Source organism: Streptomyces sp. NBC_01716 (assembly GCF_036248275.1).
GTDB lineage: Bacteria > Actinomycetota > Actinomycetes > Streptomycetales > Streptomycetaceae > Streptomyces.
Genome location: NZ_CP109181.1, coordinates 1,199,780 through 1,226,419 on the forward strand (window position 1 = coordinate 1,199,780; position 26,640 = coordinate 1,226,419).

Annotated in this window: 13 protein-coding genes and 1 pseudogene; 8 read left to right on the forward strand and 6 right to left on the reverse strand. The window is 72.7% G+C overall.

The window, feature by feature from the left end; translation table 11 throughout:
• Nucleotides 1-51 precede the first annotated feature (51 nt).
• Nucleotides 52-1,272, forward strand: coding sequence for a metallophosphoesterase (locus OIE74_RS05170; protein ID WP_329378877.1), 1,221 nt, complete (start codon nucleotides 52-54; stop codon nucleotides 1,270-1,272).
• 944 nt (nucleotides 1,273-2,216) lie between these two features.
• Here OIE74_RS05170 and OIE74_RS38580 read toward each other — a convergent pair.
• Both OIE74_RS38580 and OIE74_RS05175 read right to left on the reverse strand, forming a co-directional pair.
• Nucleotides 2,217-2,327: pseudogene (locus tag OIE74_RS38580) on the reverse strand (HipA family kinase); the annotation flags it as partial.
• Between the two features lie 125 nt (nucleotides 2,328-2,452).
• Nucleotides 2,453-3,091 carry a TetR/AcrR family transcriptional regulator gene (locus tag OIE74_RS05175; protein WP_329378878.1) on the reverse strand — a complete coding sequence of 213 codons (639 nt, stop codon included), beginning with the start codon at nucleotides 3,089-3,091 and terminating at the stop codon, nucleotides 2,453-2,455.
• A 144-nt stretch (nucleotides 3,092-3,235) separates the two neighbouring features.
• On the opposite strand from OIE74_RS05175, the gene OIE74_RS05180 reads away from it, so the two are divergent.
• Entirely contained in the window at nucleotides 3,236-3,997 is a 762-nt protein-coding gene (locus OIE74_RS05180; protein ID WP_329378879.1) for an SDR family NAD(P)-dependent oxidoreductase, read from the forward strand.
• 15 nt (nucleotides 3,998-4,012) lie between these two features.
• On the opposite strand, the gene OIE74_RS05185 is transcribed toward OIE74_RS05180, so the two are convergent.
• The 3 genes from OIE74_RS05185 to OIE74_RS05195 all read right to left on the reverse strand — a co-directional run bounded on the left by OIE74_RS05185 (nucleotide 4,013) and on the right by OIE74_RS05195 (nucleotide 6,067).
• Nucleotides 4,013-4,540: a hypothetical protein gene (locus OIE74_RS05185; protein WP_329378880.1), complete on the reverse strand. Its 528-nt coding sequence runs from the start codon at nucleotides 4,538-4,540 to the stop codon at nucleotides 4,013-4,015.
• Nucleotides 4,541-4,637: 97 nt separating this feature from the next.
• Nucleotides 4,638-5,456, reverse strand: coding sequence for an ABC transporter permease (locus OIE74_RS05190; protein WP_329378881.1), 819 nt, complete (start codon nucleotides 5,454-5,456; stop codon nucleotides 4,638-4,640).
• Nucleotides 5,453-6,067, reverse strand: coding sequence for an ABC transporter ATP-binding protein (locus OIE74_RS05195; protein ID WP_329378883.1), 615 nt, complete (start codon nucleotides 6,065-6,067; stop codon nucleotides 5,453-5,455). The genes OIE74_RS05190 and OIE74_RS05195 overlap by 4 nt, the downstream gene beginning before the upstream one ends.
• Before the next feature lie 296 nt (nucleotides 6,068-6,363).
• Here OIE74_RS05195 and OIE74_RS05200 point away from each other — a divergent pair, with 296 nt between their 5' ends.
• Complete coding sequence (locus OIE74_RS05200) at nucleotides 6,364-7,737, forward strand: flavin-containing monooxygenase (RefSeq protein WP_329378885.1); 1,374 nt, start codon at nucleotides 6,364-6,366, stop codon at nucleotides 7,735-7,737.
• Between the two features lie 25 nt (nucleotides 7,738-7,762).
• Nucleotides 7,763-8,992 carry a wax ester/triacylglycerol synthase domain-containing protein gene (locus OIE74_RS05205; RefSeq protein WP_329378887.1) on the forward strand — a complete coding sequence of 410 codons (1,230 nt, stop codon included), beginning with the start codon at nucleotides 7,763-7,765 and terminating at the stop codon, nucleotides 8,990-8,992.
• 41 nt (nucleotides 8,993-9,033) lie between these two features.
• Here OIE74_RS05205 and OIE74_RS05210 read toward each other — a convergent pair whose 3' ends face one another.
• A complete protein-coding gene (locus OIE74_RS05210; protein ID WP_329378889.1) occupies nucleotides 9,034-10,350 on the reverse strand; it encodes a wax ester/triacylglycerol synthase domain-containing protein in 1,317 nt (438 codons plus the stop codon).
• Nucleotides 10,351-10,922: 572 nt separating this feature from the next.
• On the opposite strand from OIE74_RS05210, the gene OIE74_RS05215 reads away from it, so the two are divergent.
• From OIE74_RS05215 to OIE74_RS05230, 4 genes are read left to right on the forward strand one after another with little or no spacing between them, the layout of a single operon-like run.
• Nucleotides 10,923-12,077: an SDR family oxidoreductase gene (locus OIE74_RS05215; protein ID WP_329378891.1), complete on the forward strand. Its 1,155-nt coding sequence runs from the start codon at nucleotides 10,923-10,925 to the stop codon at nucleotides 12,075-12,077.
• 32 nt (nucleotides 12,078-12,109) lie between these two features.
• Entirely contained in the window at nucleotides 12,110-13,693 is a 1,584-nt protein-coding gene (locus tag OIE74_RS05220) for a PfaD family polyunsaturated fatty acid/polyketide biosynthesis protein (protein ID WP_329378893.1), read from the forward strand.
• A complete protein-coding gene (locus OIE74_RS05225) occupies nucleotides 13,690-19,695 on the forward strand; it encodes an SDR family NAD(P)-dependent oxidoreductase (protein ID WP_443076027.1) in 6,006 nt (2,001 codons plus the stop codon). The genes OIE74_RS05220 and OIE74_RS05225 overlap by 4 nt, the downstream gene beginning before the upstream one ends.
• A gap of 49 nt (nucleotides 19,696-19,744) precedes the next feature.
• Nucleotides 19,745-26,380: a polyketide synthase gene (locus OIE74_RS05230; RefSeq protein ID WP_329378897.1), complete on the forward strand. Its 6,636-nt coding sequence runs from the start codon at nucleotides 19,745-19,747 to the stop codon at nucleotides 26,378-26,380.
• Nucleotides 26,381-26,640 lie beyond the last annotated feature (260 nt).

Genomic DNA, 26,640 nt, shown 5'->3' on the forward strand with positions numbered 1-26,640 from the left:
AAGGCGACCGGATACAGTGCGCGAGACGGCAGCCTGGTCAGGAGGCGAAGCATGACCGACACCAGCGACACCCGGCCCGCCGAGGGCGAAGCGCAAGCGCCGCGGCGGAGCCGACTGCGCCGCCTGATGCGCTACATCCCTCTGATCGCCCCCATCCTGCTCTGGGCCGTGCCCTGCTGGGTGCTCCTGCACACCGGCCAGCACTGGCCGCTGCCGGTCACGCTCGTCGGCACCGCTCTGTTCGCCCTCGGTCTCGTCGGTATGCCGCTCGCGATGGCGCGCGGCCACGGCCGGCGCCAGCAGGATCGGGCGGCGATCGTAGGTGACACCCTGCTGGGCACCAGCTGGGTTCTGTTCACCTGGTCCGTTCTGATCGGCGGCCTCTTGCGGCTCGTCCTGACCGTGGCCGGCGTCGGCGAGGGTCAGGACCGGGCCCGGACCGTCACCTGGGCCGTCCTCGCCGTCAGCGCCGTACTGCTCGGCTGGGGGTACGCCGAGGCCCGTCGCGTGCCGCGCGTGCGCCGGCTCGACGTGCGACTCCCGCGGCTGGGTGCCGGGTTGGACGGCCTCCGGGTCGTCCTCATCACTGACACCCACTACGGCCCGCTCGATCGCGCTCGCTGGTCGGCGCGGGTGTGCGAGACGGTGAACACTTTGGAAGCCGACCTGGTCTGCCACACCGGCGACATCGCGGACGGCACCGCCGAGCGCCGCCGCGCCCAGGCGATGCCACTCGGTACCGTGCGGGCAACCCGGGCCCGCGTGTACGTCACCGGGAACCACGAGTACTACAGCGAGGCCCAGGGCTGGGTCGACCTGATGGAGGAGCTGGACTGGGAGCCGCTGCGCAACCGCCATCTCCTGCTCGAACGTGGCGGCGACACCCTCGTGGTGGCCGGCGTGGACGACGTCACCGCCGAGTCCTCCGGCCTGGCCGGACACCGAGCCCACCTCGCCGGAGCCCTGGAGGGCGCCGACCACAATCTGCCCGTCCTGCTCCTGGCCCATCAGCCCGCGTTCATCGACCGGGCCGCGGCGGGCGGTGTCGACCTCCAGCTCTCCGGACACACCCACGGCGGCCAGATCTGGCCCTTCCACCACCTGGTCCGCCTCGACCAGCCCGCCCTCGCCGGACTCAGCCGCCACGGCGCCCGCACGCTCCTCTACACCAGCCGCGGCACCGGCTTCTGGGGCCCGCCGTTCCGCGTCTTCGCCCCCAGCGAGATCACCCTGCTCGTACTCCGGTCCCCGCACCCCACCACCTCGCCCTAGGGTCTGTCGTTTGGATCTTGCCGGGCTCGCGGTCCCTGGAGCCGCGCCTCGCCTCGTTGTCGTCGGTCGCCATGGCTCCGCCATGACTCGCTCCTCCGCCTTGCGATCCACGACACCAGACCCCGCTCCCTGATCCGGCCTGATCCAAACGACAGACCCTAGCCTCAGCCGCATCACGAGGCATCAAGGCCACCTTTGGCCTTTCGGCTTCATTCAGGGTGGGGGCAGCGCGGTGCGGCCTGGATCCTGGAACATCGGTGCCGAGTCGCTGGCGGTCGCGACAGGCCATTCGCGCAGGTCAGCGGCGTCGCCCCGTCGGCCCTTGCCGCCTTGACAGGGTCCGACCTGCCCGACAGTACGCCTGACACACCATCAGAACGAGCGTCACGAGCGTCATTTCAGCGTCAAGATATCGCCCGTAACGCTCACACCGCACATAATGCCCACTCAAAAAACCGCAGGTCAGTCGTCCTTCTTCACCGGCTCCAGGATCGCCACGCACTCGACGTGGTGCGTCATCGGGAACAGGTTCAAGGGACCGCCCACCTTCTGGGTGGGATACACGAACGACCAGCACGATCCGGGTATCGGTTCAATCTCCCGCTGACGGACGACTACCTGCTAACGATCAAGGCCCCGCCCATCCCGAGCTCCCCGCCCCGGTCGCACGCCAGCCCCGTGACCTGCAACCTCAAGTTAAAAAGGCTGACTTCCAACACGGCCTGGCAGTCCTGGATCTCACTCCTGCTCACTCCGGGTGGCTGCTGAAGGCCGCTCAAGAACCTGCTTCGCAGACCGGACCCACTGCGACACAGAGATCGCTGGGGAGCGTCTGGGGAGAACCGACTGTGTTACCGGGCACGAGCCTGAAAGACGCCGAAAGAGACATCCCTGCGGATCAGAGGCTAGATTCACGGCAAAACCGCAGGTCAGCCCGACCTTCTGGACAACTTCATGACGTACGTCCGGGGATCGTCGGCCTCGACGATCCCGGGGAGCGAGCCGCCTTCACACAAGGGCGTGGCGTAGCGGGTCGCAGGGACCTCTTGCAACACTTTCCAGGCCATCCATCTCTTGTCTTGCACTCCGCGACCACCGTCGGCCTTGCCAAGGTTACGACGGACGCTCCGGCCTCCCGCATGATCGAGGCAACGAGCCGCTGCCGGCCCGCTCCGCGGCGCTAATCGATCCCTTCCGCTGCGACAGCGAGGGCTTCGCGCAGGGTCGTCTCCAACTCGGTCTCCGCTGACGTGCGTTCACCTCGCGCGTGGTCGCCGCGCCAGGCGTAGTGTTCGACCGCCGCGCGCAGGGCCGCGTTGAACATCGCCGCACGGATCGTCACGCGCAGGTCGGCGGGCGGCAGTCCGGCCCGCTCGGCGAGGGCGCGGGCGAAGGCCGGCTCGGCCTCGTCGTAGGTCTGGAGCCAGACGGCGCGCAGTCCGGGTTCAGTCCGGGTGAGCCGGACCAGGGCGCCGACGGTGGTGCGGTCGGGGCCGCCGGCGATGCCGGGCGCCGCCACGAGCCATCGGCCCACGGCCTCTTCCAGGGACTGCCCGGGCGGCCACTCGCGCAGGAAGGCGGCGATCGTGTCGATGCCTTCGGAGAACAGCGGTGTCACGCAGCTCTCCTTGCTCGGGAAGTAGCGCCACACGGTGCGCGCCGACAGCCCGACGGCCCTGCCGATCTGCTCTCCGGTCGTGGACGTGACGCCCTGGGTGACGAACAGGTCCACCGCGGCCCGGGCGATCTCCCGTCGGATCTCGGTCTTGCGCGCCTCGGTCAGGGGCGGTCGTCCCGTACGGCCATGGGGTGCGGTCATCGGTTCCTCCTGCTCCGTCGTTCGTGCGATCGAGCTCTCGGAGATCTTCCCTCACGTCTTTATGTCACTCAGAGACAATAAGTCGTACGGTGGTGGCACCAGGGGCCGATCGGAGCCCCACACGACGAGGAACAGGAGAACCACGTGGCCGGCACATTCGACGGACGCGGCGTCATTGTCACCGGAGCGGGATCGGGGATAGGCCGCTCCACCGCCCTGGCCTTCGCCGCCGAGGGCGCCCGGGTGCTGATCGCGGACCTCAACGCCGGGGGCGCCGCGTCGACGGTCGAGGCCATCGAGAAGTCGGGTGGCACAGCCGTCGCCGTCACCGGCGACCTGGGCGAGCAGGCCGTCGTGGACCAGGTGACGCGGACCGCGATCGAGCGCTTCGGCAGCGTGGACGTCCTGGTGAACAACGCCGGGATCATGGACGGGATGACAGCGCTGGCGGATGTGACCGACGCGGAGTGGGAGCGTGTCCTCCGAGTCAACCTGACCGCGCCCTTCCTGCTCACCCGCGCCGTGCTGCCGCACATGCTGGCGGCCGGCGAGGGCGCCATCGTCAACACCGCCTCCGAGGCCGGCCTGCGGGGCAGCGCGGCGGGCGCCGCATACACGGCCTCGAAGCACGGCGTGGTGGGACTGACCAAGAACCTCGCGGTGATGTACCGCAAACAGGGCATTCGCGCGAACGCCATCGCCCCGGGCGGCACCGCCACCGGCATCGTCCACAGTGCCGACCCGGCCGCACACGGCCCCTCGGCACTCGGCCCCCACTTCGTCAACCTCGGTCGCCTGGCTCAGCCCGAGGAACAGGCCGCAGCCATCCTGTTCCTCGCCTCGGACGCGGCGAGGAACATCAACGGAGCGATCCTGCCGGTGGACGACGGATGGGCCGCGGTGTGATGGCGACGGGTCTCGCTACCAGCCGGCCTTCACCCCGTTGTAGGCCTTGCGGCAGTCGGCGTTGGTGGCCTCCACGGCGAGCTTCTGTGCGACGTTCTGCCAGACCTTCTTGGCCACCTTCTCCAACTCCCGTGTCGCGGCGGGGATGTTCGGGGCGTACTTCCTGATCGTCCCGATGGCGGAGGTGGTGAACTTGTTGCACACGGGTCCGGCGGCGTTCCGGTAGCGGGTGTCCAGGTCCGTGGCCACCGCCTGGCCGTTCCTGGTGGCCCAGTTGTTCCAGGCAGCGCACGCGTTCTCGGTGAAGGCCCGCTGGTCGGCCTCGCTCAGCTTCCCGACCTCGTCCAGCATGGCGCTCTGGACCTTGTCGGGGACCGTGAAGTCCGCGACGGGGAACTTGTCGAGGGTGGTGAGCAGCGCTTCCTGACACGCGGGCGGCAGCGGAGCCGCCTGCGCGGAGGCGGGGACGGCCAGGGTCGAGGCGGACAGGAGAACCGCGGTGAGGACGGCGCTCCGGACGGTACGGGTACGCGAAAGGGTCATGGGGATGGTGCTCCTTGTGCGAAGAATGTGATGGCCGGGCGACGGATCATCGCCCGGTTGCAGAACGATCTCCGGCTCCCGCAGGTCACGGCGGCCGTCAGGCCGGACGGCCGGTGGCCCGCCGGTCAGTTGGGCCGTACGCGCTGTGCGACCGCGCCGGGAGTGCGTCGCGGGTACGCCGGCGGAAGACCATGAACGCGGCCAGCGCCGCCCCCAGGAGCCAGAGCGACTGGATCGCGAGGCCCTGGGCCACCGGCGCGGTGGAGAAGGCCGCGGACATGCTGGCCTGCACGGCTCCGTACGACGGCAGGAAGCGCACGACGGCGCTGTCCGACCCGGAGCTGGACAGGGGGTTCTGCAGGGCGACGTCGATGATGCTGATCATCAGGATGGCGAACATCCCCTCCACCTCGCGGCGGAGCACCGAGCCGAACACCACTCCGAGCGCGCCGTAGGTCAGGGCCGCGCAGAACAGCGCGGCGGCGAGCATGAGGGGCTGTCGGGGGGACCAGGCGAAGCCGGCGGCGGCCGTGGCGTATGCCGCGACGGCGGCGCAGACCAGGGTGAGCGCGGAGAGTTTGGCGAGGACCAGGTGATGACGCGGGTACCCCGCCATGGCCAGGCGCCGGTCGAAGGCACCGCCCGTGAAGGTGGCGGCGAACATCATGAACCCGGCGATCAGGGTGACCGCGTTCAGCGCGCCGGTGATCTGGGTGAGGTGATTGCCGGGCGGGGTCAGCACCTCGCCCGTGGCCCGCAGCCGGAACGGTGCCGGCCGGTCGGGAATGGTCACGTAGGCCAGGGCGATCCACACCGGGATGTACAGCACCACCAGCAGCATCGCGAACCGGTTGCGGGCGTGACCGATCAGCGCGTACCGGGAGGCCGTGGTGAACAGGGACCAGTGTCGCCTCATGCGGCCGCCTCCGAGTACCGGTCCTGGCGCTGGAGGCGCCCGTCCTCCAGGCGCCACAACTGGTCCAGCCGCTCGGTGTCGTACGCGAGGTGCGAGACGACCAGCACCGAGCGTCCGGCGTCGCGCAGCCTTGTCGCCAGTTCCCAGAAGCGCAGGTACGTCTCCCAGTCGAAGCCCTGGTAGGGCTCGTCGAGCAGCAGCACGTCCGGGTCGTGCATGAGCGCGAGGGTCAGGTTCAGCTTCTGCCGTGAGCCGCCGCTGAGCAGACCCGCGCGCTGGTCGAGGTACTCGGTGAAGGCCAGGGTCTCCATCACTTCCTCGGCTCGCCGCAGGTCCGCCAGTCCGAAGGCGTGCCGGAACAAGTCCAGGTGCTGGCGGACGGTGAAGGAGTCGTCCAGGACCACGGACTGCGGGCAGTAGCCGAACCTGCCGTTGTGGTGCACCGAGCCCCGGTCCGGCCGGAGTTCACCGGCGAGGATCCTCAGCAGCGTCGTCTTGCCGGCGCCGTTCTCGCCGACGATCCCGGCGAGGACCCCGGGCCGCAGTTGGAGGCCGGCGCCCCGGAGAACGGCGTGCTGCCGGTAGGAGTGGTGCACATCTGTGACGTCCATCGCGCTGCTCCGTCGTGCCAGGTCTTCCGGATGGCCACGGAAGCGGTACGCGTCTTCCGATGGGCGGCGGAACCGGGCCGCCCGTGCCCAACGAGCAGGCAGCGCAACGGAAACGGCGCCGGGAGCGGTTCCGTTCCACGGCGTCAACCCGCCGCATACCGCGTCACACGTGCGGCGGCTTCGCCGGCGGAAACAGATTTCGGGGCGCCCGGGGCGGCTAGCGTGGCCACCCCCGGCAGTCCGGTCCACGTGGGATGCCGGAGAAGTCACGCACGCACAGGGAAGATCGGTCGGTCATGCGGAGAACATGCGTCATCGGCGCCGGCCCGTCAGGCCTGGCCGCGAGCAAGGTCCTTGCCTCGCGGAACGTTCCGTTCGACTGCTTCGAGGCCGGGTCGGGCGTCGGCGGACTCTGGCGGTACGGCAACGACAACGGCATATCGGGGGTGTACGCGTCCCTGCACGCGAACATCTCGAAGGAGAGCATGTCCTTCTCCTCCCTGGCCATGCCGGAGACCGGTCCGGTCTTTCCGCACCACAGCGTGGTCCTGGCCTATCTGGAGGACTACGCCGCGTCGTTCGGTCTGCACCGCCACATCGTGTTCGGCACGAGGGTCACCTCGGTGCGGCCCCTGGACGGCGGCTGGGAGGTGGTCTGCCGGCGCCGTGGCGGCGTGGCCGAGGAGACGCGGCGCTACACCGAGGTCGTGGTGGCCAACGGGCACCACTGGGATCCGCGTTTCCCGGCCCCCGCCGTGCCCGGCGCCGAGGAGTTCGGGGGGACGGCGATCCACTCGCACGACTACCGCACCCCCGACCCGTACGCCGGCCGGCGGGTGCTGGTGATCGGCATGGGCAACTCCGCGTGCGAGATCGCGGCGGAGGTCTCGCGTACGGCGGCGCGGACGTTCCTCTCCGCGCGCGACGCGGCCCATCTGTTCCCCAAGATGCTGCTGGGCCGTCCGGCGGACCATCTGGCGTGGAGCCCGCTGTCCGATCTCCCGCGGTTCCTCAAGGATCCGGCGTTGCGGCTCCTCCTGCGGTTCACCTGCGGTGCCCCGGCCCGTTACGGGCTCCCCGAACCGGTCCGCGGACCGCTCGCCGGCCACCCCTCCACCTCCGACGAACTCCTCGCCCAGCTCGCCCGGGGCGCGGTCACACCGAAGCCCGGCGTCAGTTCCTTCGGCCGGGACACTGCGGTCTTCGGGGACGGCAGCCGTGAGGCGGTGGACGCCGTGGTGTACGCCACGGGCTACAGGATCTCCTTCCCCTTTCTTGAACCCTCCGTTTTCGCCGCCCCGGACGGCCGCACGGAGCTCTATCTCCGCACGGTCCCGCCCCGCGTCCCCGGGCTCTACTTCATGGGGCTCGCGCAGCCCTCCGGTGCGGCGTTCCCGCTGCTCGAACCGCAGGCGGAATGGATCACCGAGCTGATCGAGGGCGCGGTCGCCCTGCCGTCGCCGGCGGACATGGCGCGGGCGATCGCGCGCGAGTGGCGCCGCCATCGCAAGACGTACGTGTCCACCTACCGCCACGGGATCGAAATTGACTTCCGCTCCTACCGAAGAGCCCTCCACCGGGAACGCCGAGCAGGCAGGCGTCGCGCACGCGGCGCCGTCCCTGCCCTGCCCGCCGTGGCCCGCCCCGCCCCGGCGGCCGACGCCCTGTGATCCGCTCAGCGAGGTGTTCCACCGGATGTCCGGCACGCACCAGTTGGCGGTGGGGTGGGCGGTGCGCTTCCGTGGGGAGCCGCCTTCACCGGACGTCCTGCGCCAGCACGTACGAGCCGGACTGGCGGACCTTCCGACGCTGACCCACCGTGTCGAGGAGGGGCTGGGGCCTCGTCCCTGCTTCGTGCCCGTCCCGGACCTCGACCTGCGCCAGCATGTGCGCGAACTGCTCATGACGGATCCCCGGGAGCGGTGGCAGAACTGCCTGGGGGAAGTGCTGGCGCGACCACTGCCGGCCGCGCCCCGCCCGCCCTGGGATCTCTGGCTGATTCACGGGTGCACCGGTACCACCGGCACCACCGGCCCGCCCGAGTACGTGCTGGTGTTCCGCATCCACCACGCTCTGGAAGACGGCGCGGGGCACCACTACGTACTGCGGACGCTGTTCACCCCGCGCGTGCCGGCGCAAAGGCCGCACGGTGTCCGGGACTCGTCTGCGCCCGCCGACAGCGGGGGGCGGGTCTCCTCCCGTGCCGTGCTGGGCATCATGGGCGACGTCGCCGGAAGCCTGCGGGGCAGCGGCACCTGGTCGGTGCTGCGCCGGCCGCCGACGGGGAAGCTCGCCACGGCCGTCGGGACCGTGCGGACCCCGCGGCTGCTCGCTCTCTCCCGGGCCCTCGGTACCGACGTCAGCGCGGTCTTCCTGACCGCGCTGACCGGGGCGATGCGGGCTGTCGCCCTGGCCGAGGACGAACGTCCGGCGCCCCTCACACTCCTGTGGCCCGTGTCGGTCCGGACCGGCGGCGAACGGGGCGCGGTGGGCAACTTCCTCACCATGGTGCGTCTGCGGCTGCCCTGTGAGGAGCCCCTTCCTCCGCGCCGACTCGCCTCTCTCTCAGGTCAGTTGGAGCCCGGACGCGTCGAGCGGAGGATGCACACCACCCGCGCTCTCATGCGGCGCGCGCCGCGTCCGGTGAGCCTCGGCACGCTGCGGCTGCTCATGCGTCCGCGCCACGCCTCCCTCACCGGCACCTACTTCCCCGCGGCCCTGCCACAACCGGTCCTCGGTGAGGCACGGTTGGACGGCGCGCTCGGGCTGGGCGCTCCCCTGCCCGGTCAGCTCTGCCATCTGACGCTGCTCAGGTACCGGGCCGAGTGCACGCTCTCCGTCGTCCACGACACGGCCTTCCCCCGCGGGGCCGACCTCCCGGAGCTGTGGCTGACGGCCCTGGCAGAACTCGAAGCGACGGTCTGACAGGGACGGCGAGTGCCGCGACCCGCGCCGCGAGAGCGTGCTCACACCGGCGCGAGGGTTTTCTCCAGTTCATCCACGGCCTGCTCCCACAGTTCAGGAAGCAACTCCCCGAGCGGAAGGGCGCGGTCGGCCACGAAGGACGTCTCGGTCCAGTCGCCGAAGAACGAAAGGCCCACTCCGAAGAGGTGCCCGGGCACGAGCAGGGGGAGGAGGGCGACGCCGGTCACCCGGCCGTCCCCCAGGCTTCCCTTGTCGGCGACCGGCATGGACGTGGCCATGACGTCGGTCACCCGCGGGGAGAGCATCCTTCGCAGGTACCACTCGGTCGGGCGGTCCGGCATGTAGCGGACAAGGTCCTGAATGGCCTGCCGCCAGGTCTCGCCCCGCAGTCTCCGGGTCGTGGCCATGACGTGCTCCAGCCGCCGCAGGGGCGAGTCGCCGTCCCGGGATCCGGTCCCGCGCTCCGGGGCGGCCCGCACGGGCAGCTCCAGCGGCAGGGCGAAGCACCGGTTGCCCCAGGTCTGTTCCTCGTCCGAGCGGCGTGCGTCGACGGGCAGCAGCGCCCTCACCCGGGGAAGCGGTACGCCGGACCGGGCCGACCAGACCGACAACGCCCCGGCGAGCGCGGCCAGATGGACGTCGTGGGCCGATCCGCCATGTGCCGCGGCGATCCGGCGGAGGGCGTCCGTCGGTACGCGGCCCCGCCACAGCCGCCGCTCTCCCGTGGGGACGACGGGGACGGCCGGGCGGTGGCCGCGAACGGCGAGGGAGCCGGCCAGGAAGATCGTGGACAGCCCGACCGCCGTGGCCACCCGTCGGGGCAGACCGGCCGGGCGGCCCTTCCTCGGCACCGGGCGGGCCGATGGCTCCCCCTCGCCCAGCAGGGCCCGGAAAGTCATCGCGGCGGCCGAACCGTCCTGGCAGGCGTGGTGGAAGCGGTAGCACACGGCGTACTCGTCAGGGATATGGCCGTGGACCAGCCAGATCCCCCAGTAGGTGCCGGGCGCGAACGGCGCGTCGAGCGCGGTGCGCAGGGCGGCGTCCCACCCCGCGAGGTCCTTCGCGACCACCTCGTGGACGTGCCGGTCGACGGTGAAGTCCGCGTCCGGCCGCCACCGGGGGCGCCGGGAGCCGCCCTCGACCCGGCTCGTGAGCAGAGGCAGCCGGCCCAGGCGAGAGCCCACGTACGCGCGGAAGTCCGCCAGGCTCGGGGGCGGACCGCTCAGATACGCGACACCGCCGGCGTCCCAGCGGACGTCGGGGTGGCGGCGCTCCATGCCGAGGAACGCGCGGTCGACCGAGTGGGTGGGGTGGCTGGGGAGGGGAACGGACCGCGTTGACGGATCGGACACGGGCATCGGGGAGCTCCAGTTCGTGCCAGGGGACGGACAGGCGGGCGAGGTCTCCCGACCGGGACGGACCACCGGTTGGAAGGGCCGCCGGTCGGACGGACCACCGGCCGGAAGGACCACCGGTCGGAGGCCGCAGCGACGCCGAACGCGTCACGGGCCTGAATAGACACGGTTTATATCCGGCCACGGTGATCGGTCGTGCTCGCCCGCGGCCCGCGACGTACGCGCTCCCCTCCGCCCCACCGGGCTCGACGCCCGGCACAGGCCGCCGGCGGGGACGCGGAGCCGCCCCGGACCGCCCGCCGTCCACCGCCCGCGAGATCACCCGAAAGGGGGACGGTCCGCCGGGCGGCCCGCCCCTTCCCGGCTCCTTGCGCCGCGAGCCGTCCGGGACACACACGAACCGTGGCGTGGGTACTTCATTCGGGTGAGCCGGTGGAATCGAGGGCTCCATCACCGACCACCGTCTGACACTGTGTGCCGTGCGCCAGTGGTCATCAAGCCCGGGAGATGCCTGAGCGGCCCCCGGCGGGGCCGGAGGTGGTCCTGTCCCTTTCAGAGCCCTTGGAGCCAAGGTCATGCACGTCGCCCTCACCGGCGCCACCGGATTCCTCGGACTGCGCCTGCTGCGCCGTCTGCTCGACACCTACCGGTCGGTGACGGTCCTGGTCCACGCGGGGTCGGGTGACGCGCTGCACCGCATCACCCGGTTCTTCGTACTGACCGGCGTGCCCGAGGCGTTCGTCGCCGAACTCCCCGGCCGGCTGCGGGTGGTGGAGACCGAGTTGGAGCGACCCGGGCTGGGGCTGTCCAGGCGCGTGTTCCAGGAGTTGGCCGACGGTCTGGGCGCGATCTGGCACAGCGCGGGCAGCATCAACCTGGAGGGAGACCTTCCCGAGTTGCGCCGGACCAACGTCGAAGGAACCCGGCACGTACTGGAGTTGGCCGCCGCCGGACGCGAGAGACCCATGGTCCACCACGTGAGTACCGCTTTCGTCGCCGGAAGCCGGCGTGAAGGGGTGGCGTACGAGGACGAGTTGGACGACACGTACGGCTTCGAGAACGCCTACGAACGCTCCAAGTACGAGGCGGAGGTGCTGATCCACGCGTGGTCGCGCGAGCACCGCCGACCGGTCGTGGTGCTGCGGCCGAGCATCCTCGTCACGGATCTGCCTCCGCACCCGGAACTGCCCTCGCATCCGCTTCAGGTCGTCGAGCGGATCCTGCGCGACGCGCGACGCACCGCCCACCCCGGAAGCCCGGGCCACGACGGCGACGGACCCGACGACCCCCGCGTCCGGTTGGTGGGTCATCCGCACGGCCGGCTGAACCTGATGCAGGTGGAGCACGCGGCCGAGGTCATGGTGCGGCTGGCCGGCCGGACGCCCTCGGGCGGAGTCGACACGTACCACGTCGTCCACGACCGCGACGTGCCCGTGCTGACGGTCAAGACCCTGCTGGAACGCCTGATCGAGGTGTCGATCGACCTGGTCGCCACGGCGCCGGACGACCCGTCGGCGCTGGAGGCGCTGGTGGACTTCTACCCGGGTCTGACGGCCTACCTGACCCACCGGCGGCGCTTCGACGACACCCGGGTCCGGGCCCTGTTCGGGTCGTCGGCGGCCTCCGGCCGGGTGGACCTCGACTACCTGTGGTCCGGCCTGGCCCCGAGGGGCCGGGTTCCCGCCGGGCCGTCGCCCACCGCCGCCTTCCCGTCCGCCCGGTACGCCTGATCCGCACGTCTCTCTCCCGCAGGAGCCCCTCCTTGTCCGTCCTCTCCACTCCCGTCGCCCCCGCCGCGGCCCCGCCGGTCTTCTCCCCCGAGGAGATCGCCGCCCGGGCCCGGCGGATCCGGGAACCCGTACACATCGTCAGCGGGCCGACCGGCCGTGAACTGGGTCTGGCGGCCGGTCCCTTACCCGACGGCCCGGTACTCGGGACACTGCCGCCGCTCTACCCCGAGTGGCTCGGCGGGCGCACCTTCTGCGAGGCGCACGGCGTCCGTTTCCCTTATGTGGCGGGCGAGATGGCGAACGGCATCGCGACCACCCGGATGGTGTCAGCGATGGCCCGGGCGGAGATGCTCGGGTTCTTCGGCGCCGGCGGCCTGGCGTACGCCGATGTGGAACGGGCCGTGCACGCGCTGGCCGGGGAGCTGCGGTCCCGTTCGAACTGGGGCGTGAACCTGATCCACTCACCGGCCGAACCCGCGCTGGAGTTCCGCGTCGCCGAGCTGCTGCTGCGCAGCGGTGTGCCCCGGATCTCGGCGTCGGCGTTCATGGAGCTCACCCCGGCCGTCGTGCTGTGCTCGGCCCGGGGACTGCGCCGCGGCGCCGACGGCGCAATCGTCCGGCGCACGCGGATGCTCGCCAAGGTCTCCCGGCCCGAGGTGGCCGAGAGGTTCCTCTCGCCCGCCCCGGCCGCGCTGCTGGACCGGCTCGTCGTCCAGGGGAAGCTGACCCCGCAGGAGGCGGGCCTCGCGGCCCTGGTGCCGGTGGCCGAGGACATCACCGTGGAGGCCGACAGCGGAGGTCACACCGACAACCGGCCGTTGTCGGCCCTGCTGCCGAGGATCGCCCTGCTGCGCGACACACTGTGCCGGCGGTTCGGCTACCGCCGCCCGGTCAGGATCGGCGCGGCCGGCGGCCTGGGCACTCCGGCCGCGGTGGCCGCCGCCTTCGCCCTCGGCGCGTCCTACGTCGTCCTCGGATCGGTGAACCAGACGGCCACCGAGGCGGGGCTCTCCGAAGAGGCCAAGGAGATGCTCTGCGAGGCTGATGTCGCCGATGTGGCCATGGCGCCGGCGGCGGACATGTTCGAGCTGGGTGTCACGCTGCAAGTGCTGTCCCGGGGGACGATGTTCGCCCAGCGGGCCGGCAGGCTCCACTCGGCCTACCGGGCACACGGTTCGCTGGAGGAGATCCCGCCCGCGGTGCGCGCCGCGATCGAACGGGACGTGCTGCGCGCCTCGTTCGACGAGGTCTGGCAGCACACGCGCGCGTTCTGGGAGCGGCGCGATCCTTCGGAGATCACGCGTGCGGAGGCCGATCCGAAGCACCGTATGGCGCTGGTCTTCCGCTGGTACCTGGGCAGTTCCAGCCGGTGGGCGATCACCGGCGAGACGGCCCGGCGTACCGACTACCAGATCTGGTGCGGGCCGGCGACGGGGGCGTTCAACCGCTGGGTCGCTGGCACATTCCTGGCCGAACCGGCGAACCGGTCCGTGGTGCAGATCGCGCTCAACCTGCTCGAAGGCGCCGCGGTGCTCACCCGCGCCCATCAACTGCGCACCTATGGAGTTCCGTTGCCGTCCGAGGCGTTCGTCTACACCCCGCGCGTGCTGGCATGAGCGGCCCCGGCGCCCCCGAGGCGTCAACCGCGGGCGTTCAACTCGGAGATGACGATGCGCCAGTTCGTATCCGTGGGCAGGTGCCCGTCGCCGTGGTCGGTGTCGGCGCCCTGGTGCCCGGCGCGACGGACGCGGCAGGCTACTGGCGGATCCTGACCGGCGGCCGGGATCTGATCACCGAAGTGCCCGCCTCCCGCTGGCTGGTGACGGACCATTACGACCCCGATCCGGCCGCACCCGACAAGACGTACGCCCGCCGTGGCGCCTTCCTGCCGGAGGTGGACTTCGACCCGTTGGCGTACGGCGTGCCGCCCGCCAACCTGTCTTCGACGGACACCTCCCAACTGCTCGCCCTGATGGTCGCCGACCAGGTGCTGACCGACGCCGGCGGTCTGTCGGGCATGGACCGGGACCGGGTCGGCGTCGTCCTCGGCGCGGCCGCCCTGGAGCTGCTCCCGCACATGTATGGGCGCGCGCATCGCCCGGTGTGGCTGAAGGGGCTGCGGGAGAGCGGTCTCGCCGAGGCCGAGGCGCAGGCCGTGTGCGACCGTATCTCGGCGCACTTCGGTCCATGGCAGGAGTCGACCTTCCCGGGCCTGCTCGGCAATGTGGTCGCGGGCCGGATCGCCAACAGGTTCGACCTGCACGGCATCAACCACACCACCGACGCCGCCTGTGCCAGCTCCCTGGCCGCACTGTCCACGGCGGTCGGTGAGCTGACGCTCGGGCGGACCGACCTGGTGATCAGCGGCGGTGTGGACACCGGGAACGACATCGGGATGTTCCTGTGCTTCTCCAAGACGCCCGCGCTCTCCCGCACCGGTGACTGCCGTCCGTTCTCGGACGCGGCGGACGGCACCATGCTCGGCGAGGCGGTCGTCATGTACGCACTGAAGCGGCTGTCCGACGCGGAGCGGGACGGTGACCGGATCCACGCGGTGATCCGGGGCATCGGCACCTCGTCCGACGGTAGGGGTACGGCGATCTACGCGCCGCTTCCCGACGGTCAGGCACGGGCTCTGCGACGCGCATACGAGGACGCGGGCTACGGTCCGCAGACGGTGGAGCTGGTCGAGGCCCACGGGACCGGCACGAAGGCCGGGGACACCGCCGAACTCACGGCGCTGCGCGAGGTGTTCGAGGCTTCGGGACGCGACGACGGGCAGTGGTGCGCGATCGGATCGGTCAAGTCGCAGATCGGCCACACCAAGTGCGCCGCGGGCGCGGCGGGGCTGCTGAAGGCGGTCATGGCCCTGCACCACAAGGTGCTGCCGCCGACCATCAAGGTCGACCGGCCGGTGCCGGCGGCAGCCGCCCCGGACGGCCCGTTCTACGTCAACACCGAGGCCCGGCCGTGGGTGCGGTCCGCCGCTCATCCGCGCCGGGCGTCGGTGTCGAGCTTCGGCTTCGGGGGCAGCAACTTCCACGTCACGCTGGAGGAGTACGTGCCCTCGGGCACCCCGGCCCGGGTGCCGCCGCGCCATCGCTCCGCACCGAGCGAACTCGTCCTGTTCAGCGGCGCGTCGCCGTCCGACCTGGTGCCGCCGGAAACGTATGGCGACCGTCCGCTGGCCGCGCTCGCCCGGGAGAGCCACAGCGCGTTCTCGCCCACCGATCCGGTGCGGCTGGCCGTCGTCGCCACGGACACCGGGGACCTGAGGGAGAAGTATGCGCGGGCCCTCGCACTGATCCGGCAGCGGCCCGGCACGGCGTTCGCGGCACCGAACGGCGTCCGGTACGCGTGCGGGGATCCCGTGCCCGGCCGACTCGCGTTCCTGTTTCCGGGGCAGGGATCCCAGTACGTGGGGATGGGCGCCGGCCTCGCGATGCTGTCACCGGCCGCCCAGGCCGTGTGGGACCGGCTGGGCGGCACCAGGTTCGACGGGCGGTCCCTGCACCGGCTGGTGTTCCCGCCGCCCGCCTTCGCCGACGAGGAACGCGCGGCCCAGGCCGCGCGTCTGGCCGCAACCGAGTGGGCGCAGCCCGCGCTCGCGGTGCACGCGCTCGCCTCGCTGGCCGTACTGCGGGGTCTGGGGCTGCGACCGGACTGCGTGGCGGGCCACAGCTTCGGTGAGCTGGTGGCGCTGCACTGCGCGGGTGCCATGGACGCCGATACGCTGGTCGCTCTGGCCCGCAGGCGCGGTGAGCTGATGCGGGACGTGGCCCGCGTACCGGGCGCGATGCTGGCCGTGGCGGCGGACCGCGAGCACGTGGCGGCGGTGCTGGACGGTGGCGAGTTCGGCGACATCTGGCCGGCCAACCTCAACTCCCCGCTCCAGGTGGTGCTTTCGGGTACGGGAGAGGCTGTCGCGCGCGCCGAGAAGGCGTTCGCGGCAGAGGGTGTCGGCACACACCGGCTGACCACTTCGACCGCTTTCCACAGCCCGCTGGTCGCCCCGGCCGGTGAGCCGCTCGCCGCGTTCCTGCGCACGGTCCCGCTCACGGAGCCCCGGATCGAGGTGTACGGCAACGCGGACGCGGCACCGTACCCGTCGTCGCCCGACGAGGTACGCCGCCGGATCGCCGGCCATCTGGCCTCACCTGTGCTCTTCCAGGACCAGATCGAGGCGATGTACGCGGCGGGGGTGCGGACCTTCGTCGAGGTCGGCGCCGGCACCGCGCTGACCGGCCTGGTCGGACAGATCCTGGGTGACCGCGAGCACGCGGCCGTCCCCGTGGACCGGGCGGACCGGTCCGGGGTCGGCGCCCTGCACACCGCGCTCGGTGAACTCGCCGTACGGGGTGTCCCGTTGGACTTCGATTCCCTCTGGGCGCCGTACGCCGCGCCCGAGACCTCAGTGAAGGAGCGCAAGCCCCGGATGACCGTGCAGATCAGCGGAGCCAACTACGGTCAGCTCTACCCGCCCCGCGCGGAGGCCGCCGCACCGCAGCAGCCGCCCACTCCGGAGCCGTCGGCGTACGGGACAGCGCCCGTCCTGGAACCGGAGCCCGCGTACGACCCCGTGACCGCGTACGGCGCCGAGCCCGAGCCCGAGCCCGATGCCGGCGTCGGCGTCGGCGTCGGCGTCGGCGTCGGCGTCGGCGTCGAGTGGTACGCCGCGGTGGAGAGCGTCCAGCGGCAGACGGCGGAGGCGCACGCGGCCTGCCAACGCATGCTGACCGAGAGCCATATGGCTTTTCTGCGGATGACCGAGACGACCCTGGCCGCGATGCTCGGGGCACAGGGCGTCGCCGCCGTACCCGACGCCTTGGCTCCCCCGGCGGCGATCGGCGTTCCCGGGACCGTGCCCACCGTCGTACCCGCCGCGCCCCGCGAGGCGCCCTCGCCCGCACCGGTCGCCACCGAGGAACGGGCCCCGGCCGCCGTCCCGTTGGCCCCCTCGGCGCCGGCCGCCGATGCCGCGCCCCTGACGGTCCCGGACCTGGAGGAACTGCTGCTCTCAGTGGTGGCCAAGCTCACCGGCTACCCGACGGAAATGCTCAACGTGGACATGGAGTTGGAGGCGGATCTGGGAGTCGACTCGATCAAGCGCGTCGAGATCCTGTCGGCCGTACGCCGGAGGGTGGGCGACGTGGCGACGGGAAACGTCGGACAGCTCGGCAAACTCCGCACGTTGCGCGAGATCGTCGAGGCGCTCACCGCGGCCGACCGGCCGCCGGGGACCCCGGCGCCGGACTCTCCGGCCGTGACCGGGCCCCCGGCCGTCCCTGAGATGCCCGTCGTCCCGGAGATCCCCGCCATGCGCACCGGGTCCGGGCAAGGGGCAGCGCTGACGAGGCTGGTGCCGCGCGCGGTGGAGTCACCGGCGTCCGGCCTGGCGACGGCGGGGCTCCTGGACGGGCCGCTCGTGGTGGCGGGCGGGGGCGCCGACGGCGCCGCGCTCACCGCCCTGGTCGCGCGGAAGCTGGCGGAGCACGGCGTGGACGCCACCGCCGTTGCGGAGGTGCCCGGGGACGCGCGCGGAGTCGTGCACCTCGGCGGGCTGACCGGGGGCGGCACGCCGGACGATGCGCGGGAGGTCCACCGGTCGGCGTTCCGCGCCGCGCGCGCGGTGGCGGCACAGGCCGGCGAAGGGGGCGGACTGTTCGTGACCGTGCAGGACACCGGAGGCGACTTCGGGCTCGACGGCCGCGCACCCGAGCGCGCGTGGCTGGGCGGCGTCGCCGGTCTGACCAGGACCGTGGCGAAGGAGTGGCCGGGTGTCCCGGTCAAGGCCGTCGACTGCGAGCGGGGCGGTCGGAGCGACGAGGAGGTCGCCGAGGCGATCGTGCGGGAACTGCTGGAAGGCGGCCCCGACCCGGAGGCGGGTCTCCGCGCGGACGGCACCCGCACCACACCGCGCACGGTACCCGCGCCGGTGATGCCCGGCAGCACCCGGCGGATCACCTCGGAGTCGGTGATCGTGGCCACCGGAGGGGCCCGCGGGGTGACCTCCGCCGCGCTGCTGGACCTGGCCAGGACCCACCGGCCGCGGATCGCGCTGCTCGGCAGGACGGCACCGGCTCCCGAGCCCGCGGGGCTCGCGTCGGCCGCCGACGAACCGGCGCTCACCCGGCTGCTCGCCGAGCGTTCGGCCGAGGGCGCGGCCGAGGGCGCGGCGAACTCCTCGCCCGCCCGGATCGCGGCGCGGGCCCGGGAGATCCTGGCCGCGCGCGAGGTACGGGCGACGCTGGCGGCGCTGGAGGCGGCGGGATCCCCCGTCCGGTACGTCCAGGTGGACGTCCGTGACGGCGACGCCGTCGCCGCCGCCCTGCGCGAGGTACGTGACGCGTGGGGGCCGGTCACCGGCATCGTGCACGGTGCGGGAGTACTGGCCGACAAGCGGATCGCCGACAAGACCGACGAGCAGGTCGAGCGGGTGATGTCCACCAAGGTGGACGGTCTGCGCGCGCTGCTGGCCGCGACGGCGGACGATCCGCTGGAGGTGATCTGCCTGTTCTCCTCGGTGGCCGCCGTGTTCGGCAACGCGGGACAGAGCGACTACGCCATGGCCAACGAGATCCTGGGTCAGGTCGCGTCGGCGGAGCAGGCCCGCCGCCCGGACTGCCTGGTGCGGTGCGTCGCCTGGGGGCCGTGGCGCGGCGGCATGGTCACGCCCGCTCTGGCCGGGCATTTCGGCCGGTCCGGGGTTCCGCTGATCCCTCTGGAGCAGGGGGCGGCCGCTTTCACGGCCGAGCTGGACGGCACGGTCGGCGAGGCCCGCGTCGTCCTGGTGGCCGGCGACGATCCGGCGGCCCTGTCCCCGGCCGGCGATCCGCGTCCGGCGCAGTTGCTGGTCCGGGCGGACAACCTGCCACAGCTCGCCGACCACGCGCTCGCCGGGGTGCCCGTGCTGCCCGTGGCGATGGTTCTGAACTGGTTCGTGGGGGCGGCCACCGCGTGGCTGCCCGGTGCCGGCCAACTCGTCCTGCGCGACCTGCGCGTGTATCAGAAGTACGCCCTGCCCGAACTGGCCGGCACAGGCCACAGGATCACCGTGCACGGCAGCCGGGGCGCGGCCGGTTCGCCCACGGGGCTGGAGGCGGAACTGCGCGGGGAGAGCGGGGTGGCGCACTTCCGGGCCGTGCTGGACACGGGGGCCGAAGAGCCGGATCCGGCCACGTGGGGCAGCCCGGACGGTCTCAAGCCACTGGACCGCACCGAGTTGTACGACGGGGAGAGCCTCTTCCACGGCCCCCGCTTCCACTCCGTGCGCTCACTGCGCGGTGTCTCGGAGCACGGAGCCGAGGCGATCGTCGCGGGCGTACGCGCCTTGGAATGGTCCGGTGAGCACTGGCCGCTCGACCCGGCCGCCATCGACGGCGCGCTCCAACTCGCCCTGGTCTGGGCGCAAGAGGTACTGGGCGCGGCGACGCTGCCGATGGCCGTCGCGGAGTGCCGGGTGTACCGGAGCGGACCGGTGGACGACACGGTGCGGTGTGTGCTGCGGGGCCGGAAGGTTCACAGCACGGGGGCGCGCTGCGATGCGGCGCTGATCGACGCCGACGGCGCCGTCCGCCTGGAACTGCTCGGCGTGGAACTCGTCCGCCGCCCCTCCTGAGTTCCGCCCCCTCCGGACCAGCCCCGCCCAGCCGTGAAGTGAGACCCGCATGCAATTCGAACCGATCGCCGTCGTCGGCCGGGGCTGTGTGCTGCCCGACGCGCTCGATCCGGACACGTTCTGGGACAACATCGCCGCGGGCCGCAGCAGCCTGTCGGCCATCGAGGAGGCCCGGTGGCGGCTGCCGCGCCACCGGGCCATGGGCTCGGTGGACGACCACCTCGACCGCACCTGGAGCGATGTCGGCGGGTACGTCCGGGGGTTCGAGTCCGTCTTCGACCCCAGCGGTTTCCGAATCGCCCCGGAGCGGATCCTGTCGCTGGACCCGCTCTTCCACTGGGTCATGTACGGCATCCGGCAGGCACTTAACGAGGCGGGCCGCGAGGGCCCTCTGCCCCGCGCGGGGCTGGTGCTGGGGAACCTGTCCTATCCCACGCCCGCGGGGGCGGCATTCGCCGAGCACGTCTGGCTGTCCGCCCAGCGGCCCCCGCTCCGTGACGCCTTGCTGACGGGAGAGCGCGGGCGGCGGTCCGACGCCCTCAATCGCTTCTCGTCCGGGCTGCCCGCCCGGGTCGCGGCCCGAGCCCTCGGGCTGGGCGCGGGCGCGTGGTCGCTCGACGCCGCCTGCGCGTCGTCGCTGTATGCCGTCAAGCTGGCGTGCGACCGACTGCACGACGGCACGGCGGACCTGATGGTGGCAGGTGCGGTCAGCCGGGCGGACCCCCTCTATCTGCACGTCGGGTTCTGCGGGCTGTCCGCGGCGAGCCGCACGGGGCGCAGCCGGCCCTTCCACCGTGACGCGGACGGGCTGGTGTCCGGCGAGGGCGCCGGGTTCGTCGCGCTGATGCGGCTGTCCGAGGCCCGCGCCGCGCGTCTGCCCGTGCTCGGTGTGATCCGCGGTGCCGGGTTGTCCAACGACGGGCGCGGCGCCGGGCTGATCAGCCCGGCGGAGGAGGGCCAGGTCCGGGCCATGCGTCTGGCGTACGACGCGGCGGGCGTCGCGCCCGGGACCGTGTCACTCGTCGAGTGCCATGCGACGGGGACGCCGGTCGGGGACGCGGTGGAGGCGCGCGCCATGGGCCGGGTCTTCGGGACCGCTGACGACGTGCCCATCGGTTCAGTGAAGTCGAACGTCGGGCACCTGCTGGCGTCGGCGGGCGTGGCCGGGCTGCTGAAGGTGCTCGGCGCGCTGCGTGCGGGGGTCCGTCCGGCGACGCTCGGCGCGGAACGACCGCTGGAGGCACTGGCGGGCACGCCGTTGCGGGTGCTGACCGCGCCGGAACCGTGGTCCGGGCCGCGCCGGGCGGCGGTGAGCGCGTTCGGGTTCGGCGGGACCAACGCCCATTTGGTGGTGGACCTTCCGGAGGACGGCGACACGGTGTCCGCCGTACCGCGGCCGATCCGCCCGGCCGCCGCCGTGACCGCTCCGGCCCCGGTACGGAAATCGCCGGGCGGCCGTACGCCGGTGGCGATCGTCGCCCTCGGCGCCCGGGTCGGCGACGGGACCTGTACGGAGGACTTCCGGCGGGCGGTGCTGGGTGGTGAGCGGCGTGGCCCCGCCCCCGGGGTCGTCGTGGAATTGACGGACCTGTGCTTCCCGCCAGTGGGCCTGGAGCGAACCGTGCGCCATCAGCTCCTGGTGCTGGAGGCCGCCCGGGAGGCCGTCCGCTCGGTGTCCCTGCCCCGAGAGCGGACCATGGTGGTCATCGGCATGGGGGTGGACCCGGAGGTGGCCCGGGCGGGCGCCCGCTGGAGGGTTCCCCACTGGCTGGAGCAGGCCGGGCTCGCCGCCACACCCGAGTCGGCGGACCTCGCCCGGGACGCGTTCCTGCCGCCCGTGACCGCCGAGGGGGTGGTGGGCACCATGCCGAACCTGGTGGCGAACCGGATCAGTACCCAACTCGACCTGGCGGGACCGGGTTTCGCGGTCTCGGCGGAGGAGGCGTCGGGACTGGTGGCGCTGGAACTCGCGGCCCGCGCCGTCCGGTCGGGAGAGGTCGACGCCGCGCTCGTCGGTGCCACCGACCTGTCCTGCGAGGCGGTGCATCAGGCCGCCCAGCGGGATCTGGGCCGGGAGGACGAACCGGGGGACGCGGCCGTCGTCCTGGTCCTCAAGTCCTTGGACACCGCGCGCAGGGACGGTGACACCGTCGTCGCCCTGCTCGACGAGGCCAACGAGGCCAACAACGACAACGACGACGGCGAGGACACCGCCAACGCGCCCGACGTGGTCATCGGGGACGGCCCTGACGCGGTGTTCGACCCGGCGTCGGCCTTCGGGCGCGCTCACGCCGCGTACGGGCTGGTCTGCGTCGCGGTCGCGGCGCTCTCGCTCCAGCACCGCGCGGTGCCGCGTCCGGGCGTTCCCGCGGACACCGCGACCGTCGCGCACACGGCGAGGGCCTCGGTGACACCGCTGGAAGGGCCCACCGCGAGTGTCCGGCTGCGCGCGGCGGACGCCCGGCCGTGGCTGCGGGGCCCGGCTCCGCGCCTGCGTGTCTTCTCCGGGGCCGACCGCCGGGAGGTGCTGGCCGCGCTGGAGTCCGGTGCGGAGTCCGTCGCCGGACCGGCCCGGCTGGCGCTCGTGGCCGACGACGACGCGTTTCCCGGCCGGAAGGAGGCCGCCCGCCGCTGGCTGGCCGAGGGCGGAGCCCGTCCGGCCGATGTGCGGTACCGGGACAGGCCGGTCACGGGGCAGACCGCGTTCGTGTACACCAACGGCTCGGCCGCGTACCCGGGTATGGGCCACGAGTTGATGCTCGCGCTGCCGTCGGTCGGCGAGGCCGTCCGTGCCAGGCACGGGGCGACCGGTGCACGGATGCGGACCGGGGCGGAGAGCGGAGTGCTCGACCAGATCTGGGGTGCCGCCGAACTCGCCGTCCACCACACCGTGTTCACCCGCGAGGTGCTCGGGCTCCGGCCGGTGGCCGCTCTCGGGTACTCCTCCGGCGAGTCGGCCGCCCTGGTGGCGCTGGGTGCCTGGCCGGACGCGGCGGGGCTGTACCGCGCCACCCGGGACAGCGGTCTGTTCACGACCGAACTCACGGGTGAACTCCGGGCGGTGCGGCGCCACTGGGAACGTCTGGGCGTCGAGGGCCACCGCTGGTCGAGCTATCTGGTCAGTGCGCCCCTGGAGGCGGTCCGTGCCGAGCTCGCCGCCGAGGTCGCGGTCCATCTGATGGCGGTGAACGCCCCCGGAGTCTGCGTCATCGGCGGCGAGTCCCGCGCGTGCGCGGCCGTCGTGGGCAGGATCGGCGCCGACCACGCGATCGAACTCGACTACGACATGGCCGCCCACGCACCGGAGTTGGCGCAGATCCGGGAGGTATGGCGTGCGGCCCACCATCGTCCGACCGTCGACGTACCCGGTGTGCGGTTCTACAGCGGGGCCACCGGGCAGTCCTACCGGCCGACGGCCGAGCGGGCCGCCGAGGCGCTCACCGCGCAGGGACTGAACACGATCGACTTCGCGGCCACGGTCGAGCAGGCGTGGGCTGACGGCGTCCGGGTCTTCGTGGAGCACGGGCCGCGCACGCTGTGCACCGGCTGGATCAAGCGGGTGCTCGGCGACCGGGACCATGTGGCTGTCGCACTCGACGCCCCGGGCGACACCCGGCTGCGGCAGCCCTGCCTGGCGGTGGCCGAACTCGTCGTCGCGGGCGTGCCGGTGCACGCCGACGAGTTCTTCGCCCGGCTCGCGGAAGCCGCCACGGAGGTCCCGCGTCCCGGGCCCACCGTCACCGTGCCCGTACTCGCGCCGCCGTGTCTGCCGCCACTGGAGCCAGCGGTGGTGACCCTGCCCCGGGCCCCCGAGCTGGCGCCGGTGCCCGACCGGGAGGCCGGCCCGTCCGGCGCACCGGGGCGCGCCGCCGTGCCCCGTCCCGGTACCGCGGAGCCACGCCCCCTGCCGGACGTCCGGCCGACAGGCCCGGAGGGGCGCGATCCGCGGGCGGCGGGCGCCCGTGCCGCGGTCCTGCGGCAGAGCCGACGGGTCGCCGAGCTGCACCAGGAGATCACGGCCGGGCACACCGAGGCCCATCAGCGGTTCCTGCGGGCGTCCGCTCTCGCCGTCATCGCGCTGGGGAGCGCCGGGTCCGTTCCCGTACGGCCATCGGGCCCGCCTGCCCCGCGTACGGCCGCCGGGCCGCCGCCGGCCCCCGTACGGCCCGAGCCCCGCCCGGCGCTCCTGCCCGCTCCCCCGCCGGAAGCAGCACCCGCACAACTCCTGAGGCCGGGGCCGAAGTTCGACCGCGCCCAGTTGGAGCACCTCGCCTCCCGGGAGATCTCCACGCTGTTCGGCCCGCGGTTCGCCGAGCAGGACGCGTACGCGGTGCAGACACGGATGCCCCAGCCGCCGATGCTGTTCGCGGACCGGGTCACCGGTATCGACGCCGTGCCGGCGGCGCTCGCCACGCCGGGCCCGGTGCGCACCGACGGAACGATCTGGACGGAGACCGATGTCCGGCCCGACGACTGGTACCTGGACTCCACCGGACGTATGCCGGCCGGGCTGCTGATCGAGGCGGGCCAGGCGGATCTGCTCCTGCTGAGCTGGCTGGGCGTGGACCTCCTCAATCGGGGGGAGCGCGCCTACCGGCTGCTGGGCTGCGAGGTGACGTACCACGGCGGCCCGCCGGAAGCGGGCGACACCCTGTGCTACGAGATCCACATCGACGGCCACGCGGAGCACGAAGGCGTCCGGCTGGCCTTCTTCCATTACGACTGCTACGTGGACGGCGAACTCCGGCTCAGCGTTCGCGAGGGCCAGGCGGGGTTCTTCACCCCCGAGGAGCTCGCCGGCAGCGGCGGTGTGCGGTGGGATCCCGCCGAGCGCCCACCCGGCGACGACCTGCCGGTGGACCCGCCGGCGGTGCGCTGCGGACGGACCCGCTTCGACGCGGACCGGGTGCGGGCCCTGGCCCAGGGGCGGCCGGCGGAGTGCTTCGGCCCCGGCTGGGAGGCGACGGCTGCCCACGTCCGCCCGCCCCGGCTCGACGACGGCAGACTGCGGCTGCTCCACGAGGTGACCGCGTTCGACCCGGCCGGAGGGCCGTGGGGCCGCGGCTATCTGCGGGCCGAGACCCCGCTGTCGCCGGACGACTGGTTCTTCGCGGGTCACTTCAAGAACGACCCCTGTATGCCGGGCACCCTGATGCTTCAGGGCGGTCTCCAGGCGATGGCGTTCTACCTGGCGGCCACGGGCTTCACGGTGGACCGGGACGGCTGGCGTTTCGAGCCCGTCGACGATCACCCGTGCAGGACGATGTGCCGGGGCCAGGCGACTCCGGTCAATCAGCGTGTCGTCTACGAGGTGTTCGTACGCGGTGTCTCGGCCGGGCCTGTGCCGACGCTGTATGCCGATGTGCTGGGCTCGGTGGACGGGGCGAGGGCGTTCCTGGGCCGGGACGTCGCACTGCGGCTCGTACCCGACTGGCCGCTGTCGCACTGGCGGCACTCGGGCCCGCCCGTCGAGCAGGACAGCGGTACACCGGTGCCGCTCCCCCTGCTCGGCGGGCTGGCCGGGCACGAGGAGAAGAAGCCGGTGGCGACGGCGGCGGACGGATTCCCCTTCGACCGCGCCTCGTTGCTGGCGTGCGCCTGGGGCAGGCCGAGTGAGGCGTTCGGTCCCGCGTACGAGCCCTTCGACGGCACCCGCAAGGTCGCGCGGCTGCCCGGTCCCCCGTACCACTTCATGAGCCGGATCGTCTCGGTGGACGGTCCGCAGGGCGGTATGCGGGAGGGCAGCGGTGTCGTCGCGGAGTACGACGTGCCCGCGCGGGCCTGGTACTTCGAGCAGAGCGGCGGCCGTACGATGCCGTTCGCGGTCCTGATGGAGATCGCGCTGCAACCCTGCGGGTGGCTGGCCTCGTACGTCGGCAGCGCGTTGACCACCGACACGGATCTGCTGTTCCGCAACCTCGACGGGGCGGGAACGGTCACCGGTGAGGTCACTCCGGCGACGGGAACGGTCCGTACCCATGCCGAACTGACGCGTGTCTCCCGGAGCGGGGACATGATCATCGAGTCGTTCCGGGTGAGGTGCACGGCCGACGGGGCACCGCTGTTCGAACTCTCCACGGTCTTCGGCTACTTCCCGCCGTCGGCCTTCGACGACCAGCAGGGCCTCACGGTGTCGGCCCAGGACCGGGTCCGTCTCGACGAGCCCTGCGACCGGGTGGTCGATCTGACCGCCCGGCCCGCTCGTTACTGCGCCGGGGAGCCGCGGCTGCCGGGTCCCATGCTGCTGATGCTCGACCGGATCACCGGTTCCTGGCCGGACGGGGGCCGCATGGGGCTGGGGCGGCTGCGGTCGGAGAAGGACGTGGTCCCGGACGAGTGGTTCTTCCGGGCCCATTTCTTCCAGGACCCGGTGCAGCCGGGGTCGTTGGGCGTGGAGGCCATGTGCCAGTTGCTCCAGTACCACCTTCTTGAGCGCGGCGCCGCGGACGGCGTTCCACGTCCCCGGTTCGAGCCGGTGCTGCCGGGCCACGAGACGACCTGGACGTACCGCGGCCAAATCACCCCGGCCAACCGGCTGATCCGGGTGGACATGGACATCGTGGAGAGCGGCACGGACACGCGGGGCCCCTACGCGAGGGCGGACGCGTCGCTGTGGGGCGACGACACGTGCATCTACCGGGTGCGCGGCCTGGGCATGCGCGTGGTGTCCGACACGGCTCCCTGACGCGAGCGCCCCCTGCTCAGGTGCCGCGTGTGTTCAGGTGCCGCGTGGCGGTGTCGTCTTCGGGGTGCTGGGCAACGGGCGGTTGCTGCTCTGCTCCCCGCGCGTGCGGGGGTGATCCGCCCGACAGAGCGCGGAAGAGCCCTGCGGGAGTTCCGGAGCGGGCAGTCGGGCATCGGCGTAGCTCGTCACCCTCTCTGATGCGAGTGCCCTCCGCCTAGGGCGTGTTTTAGAAGTAGCGTCGTCCGCCCATCGGGCGGGGC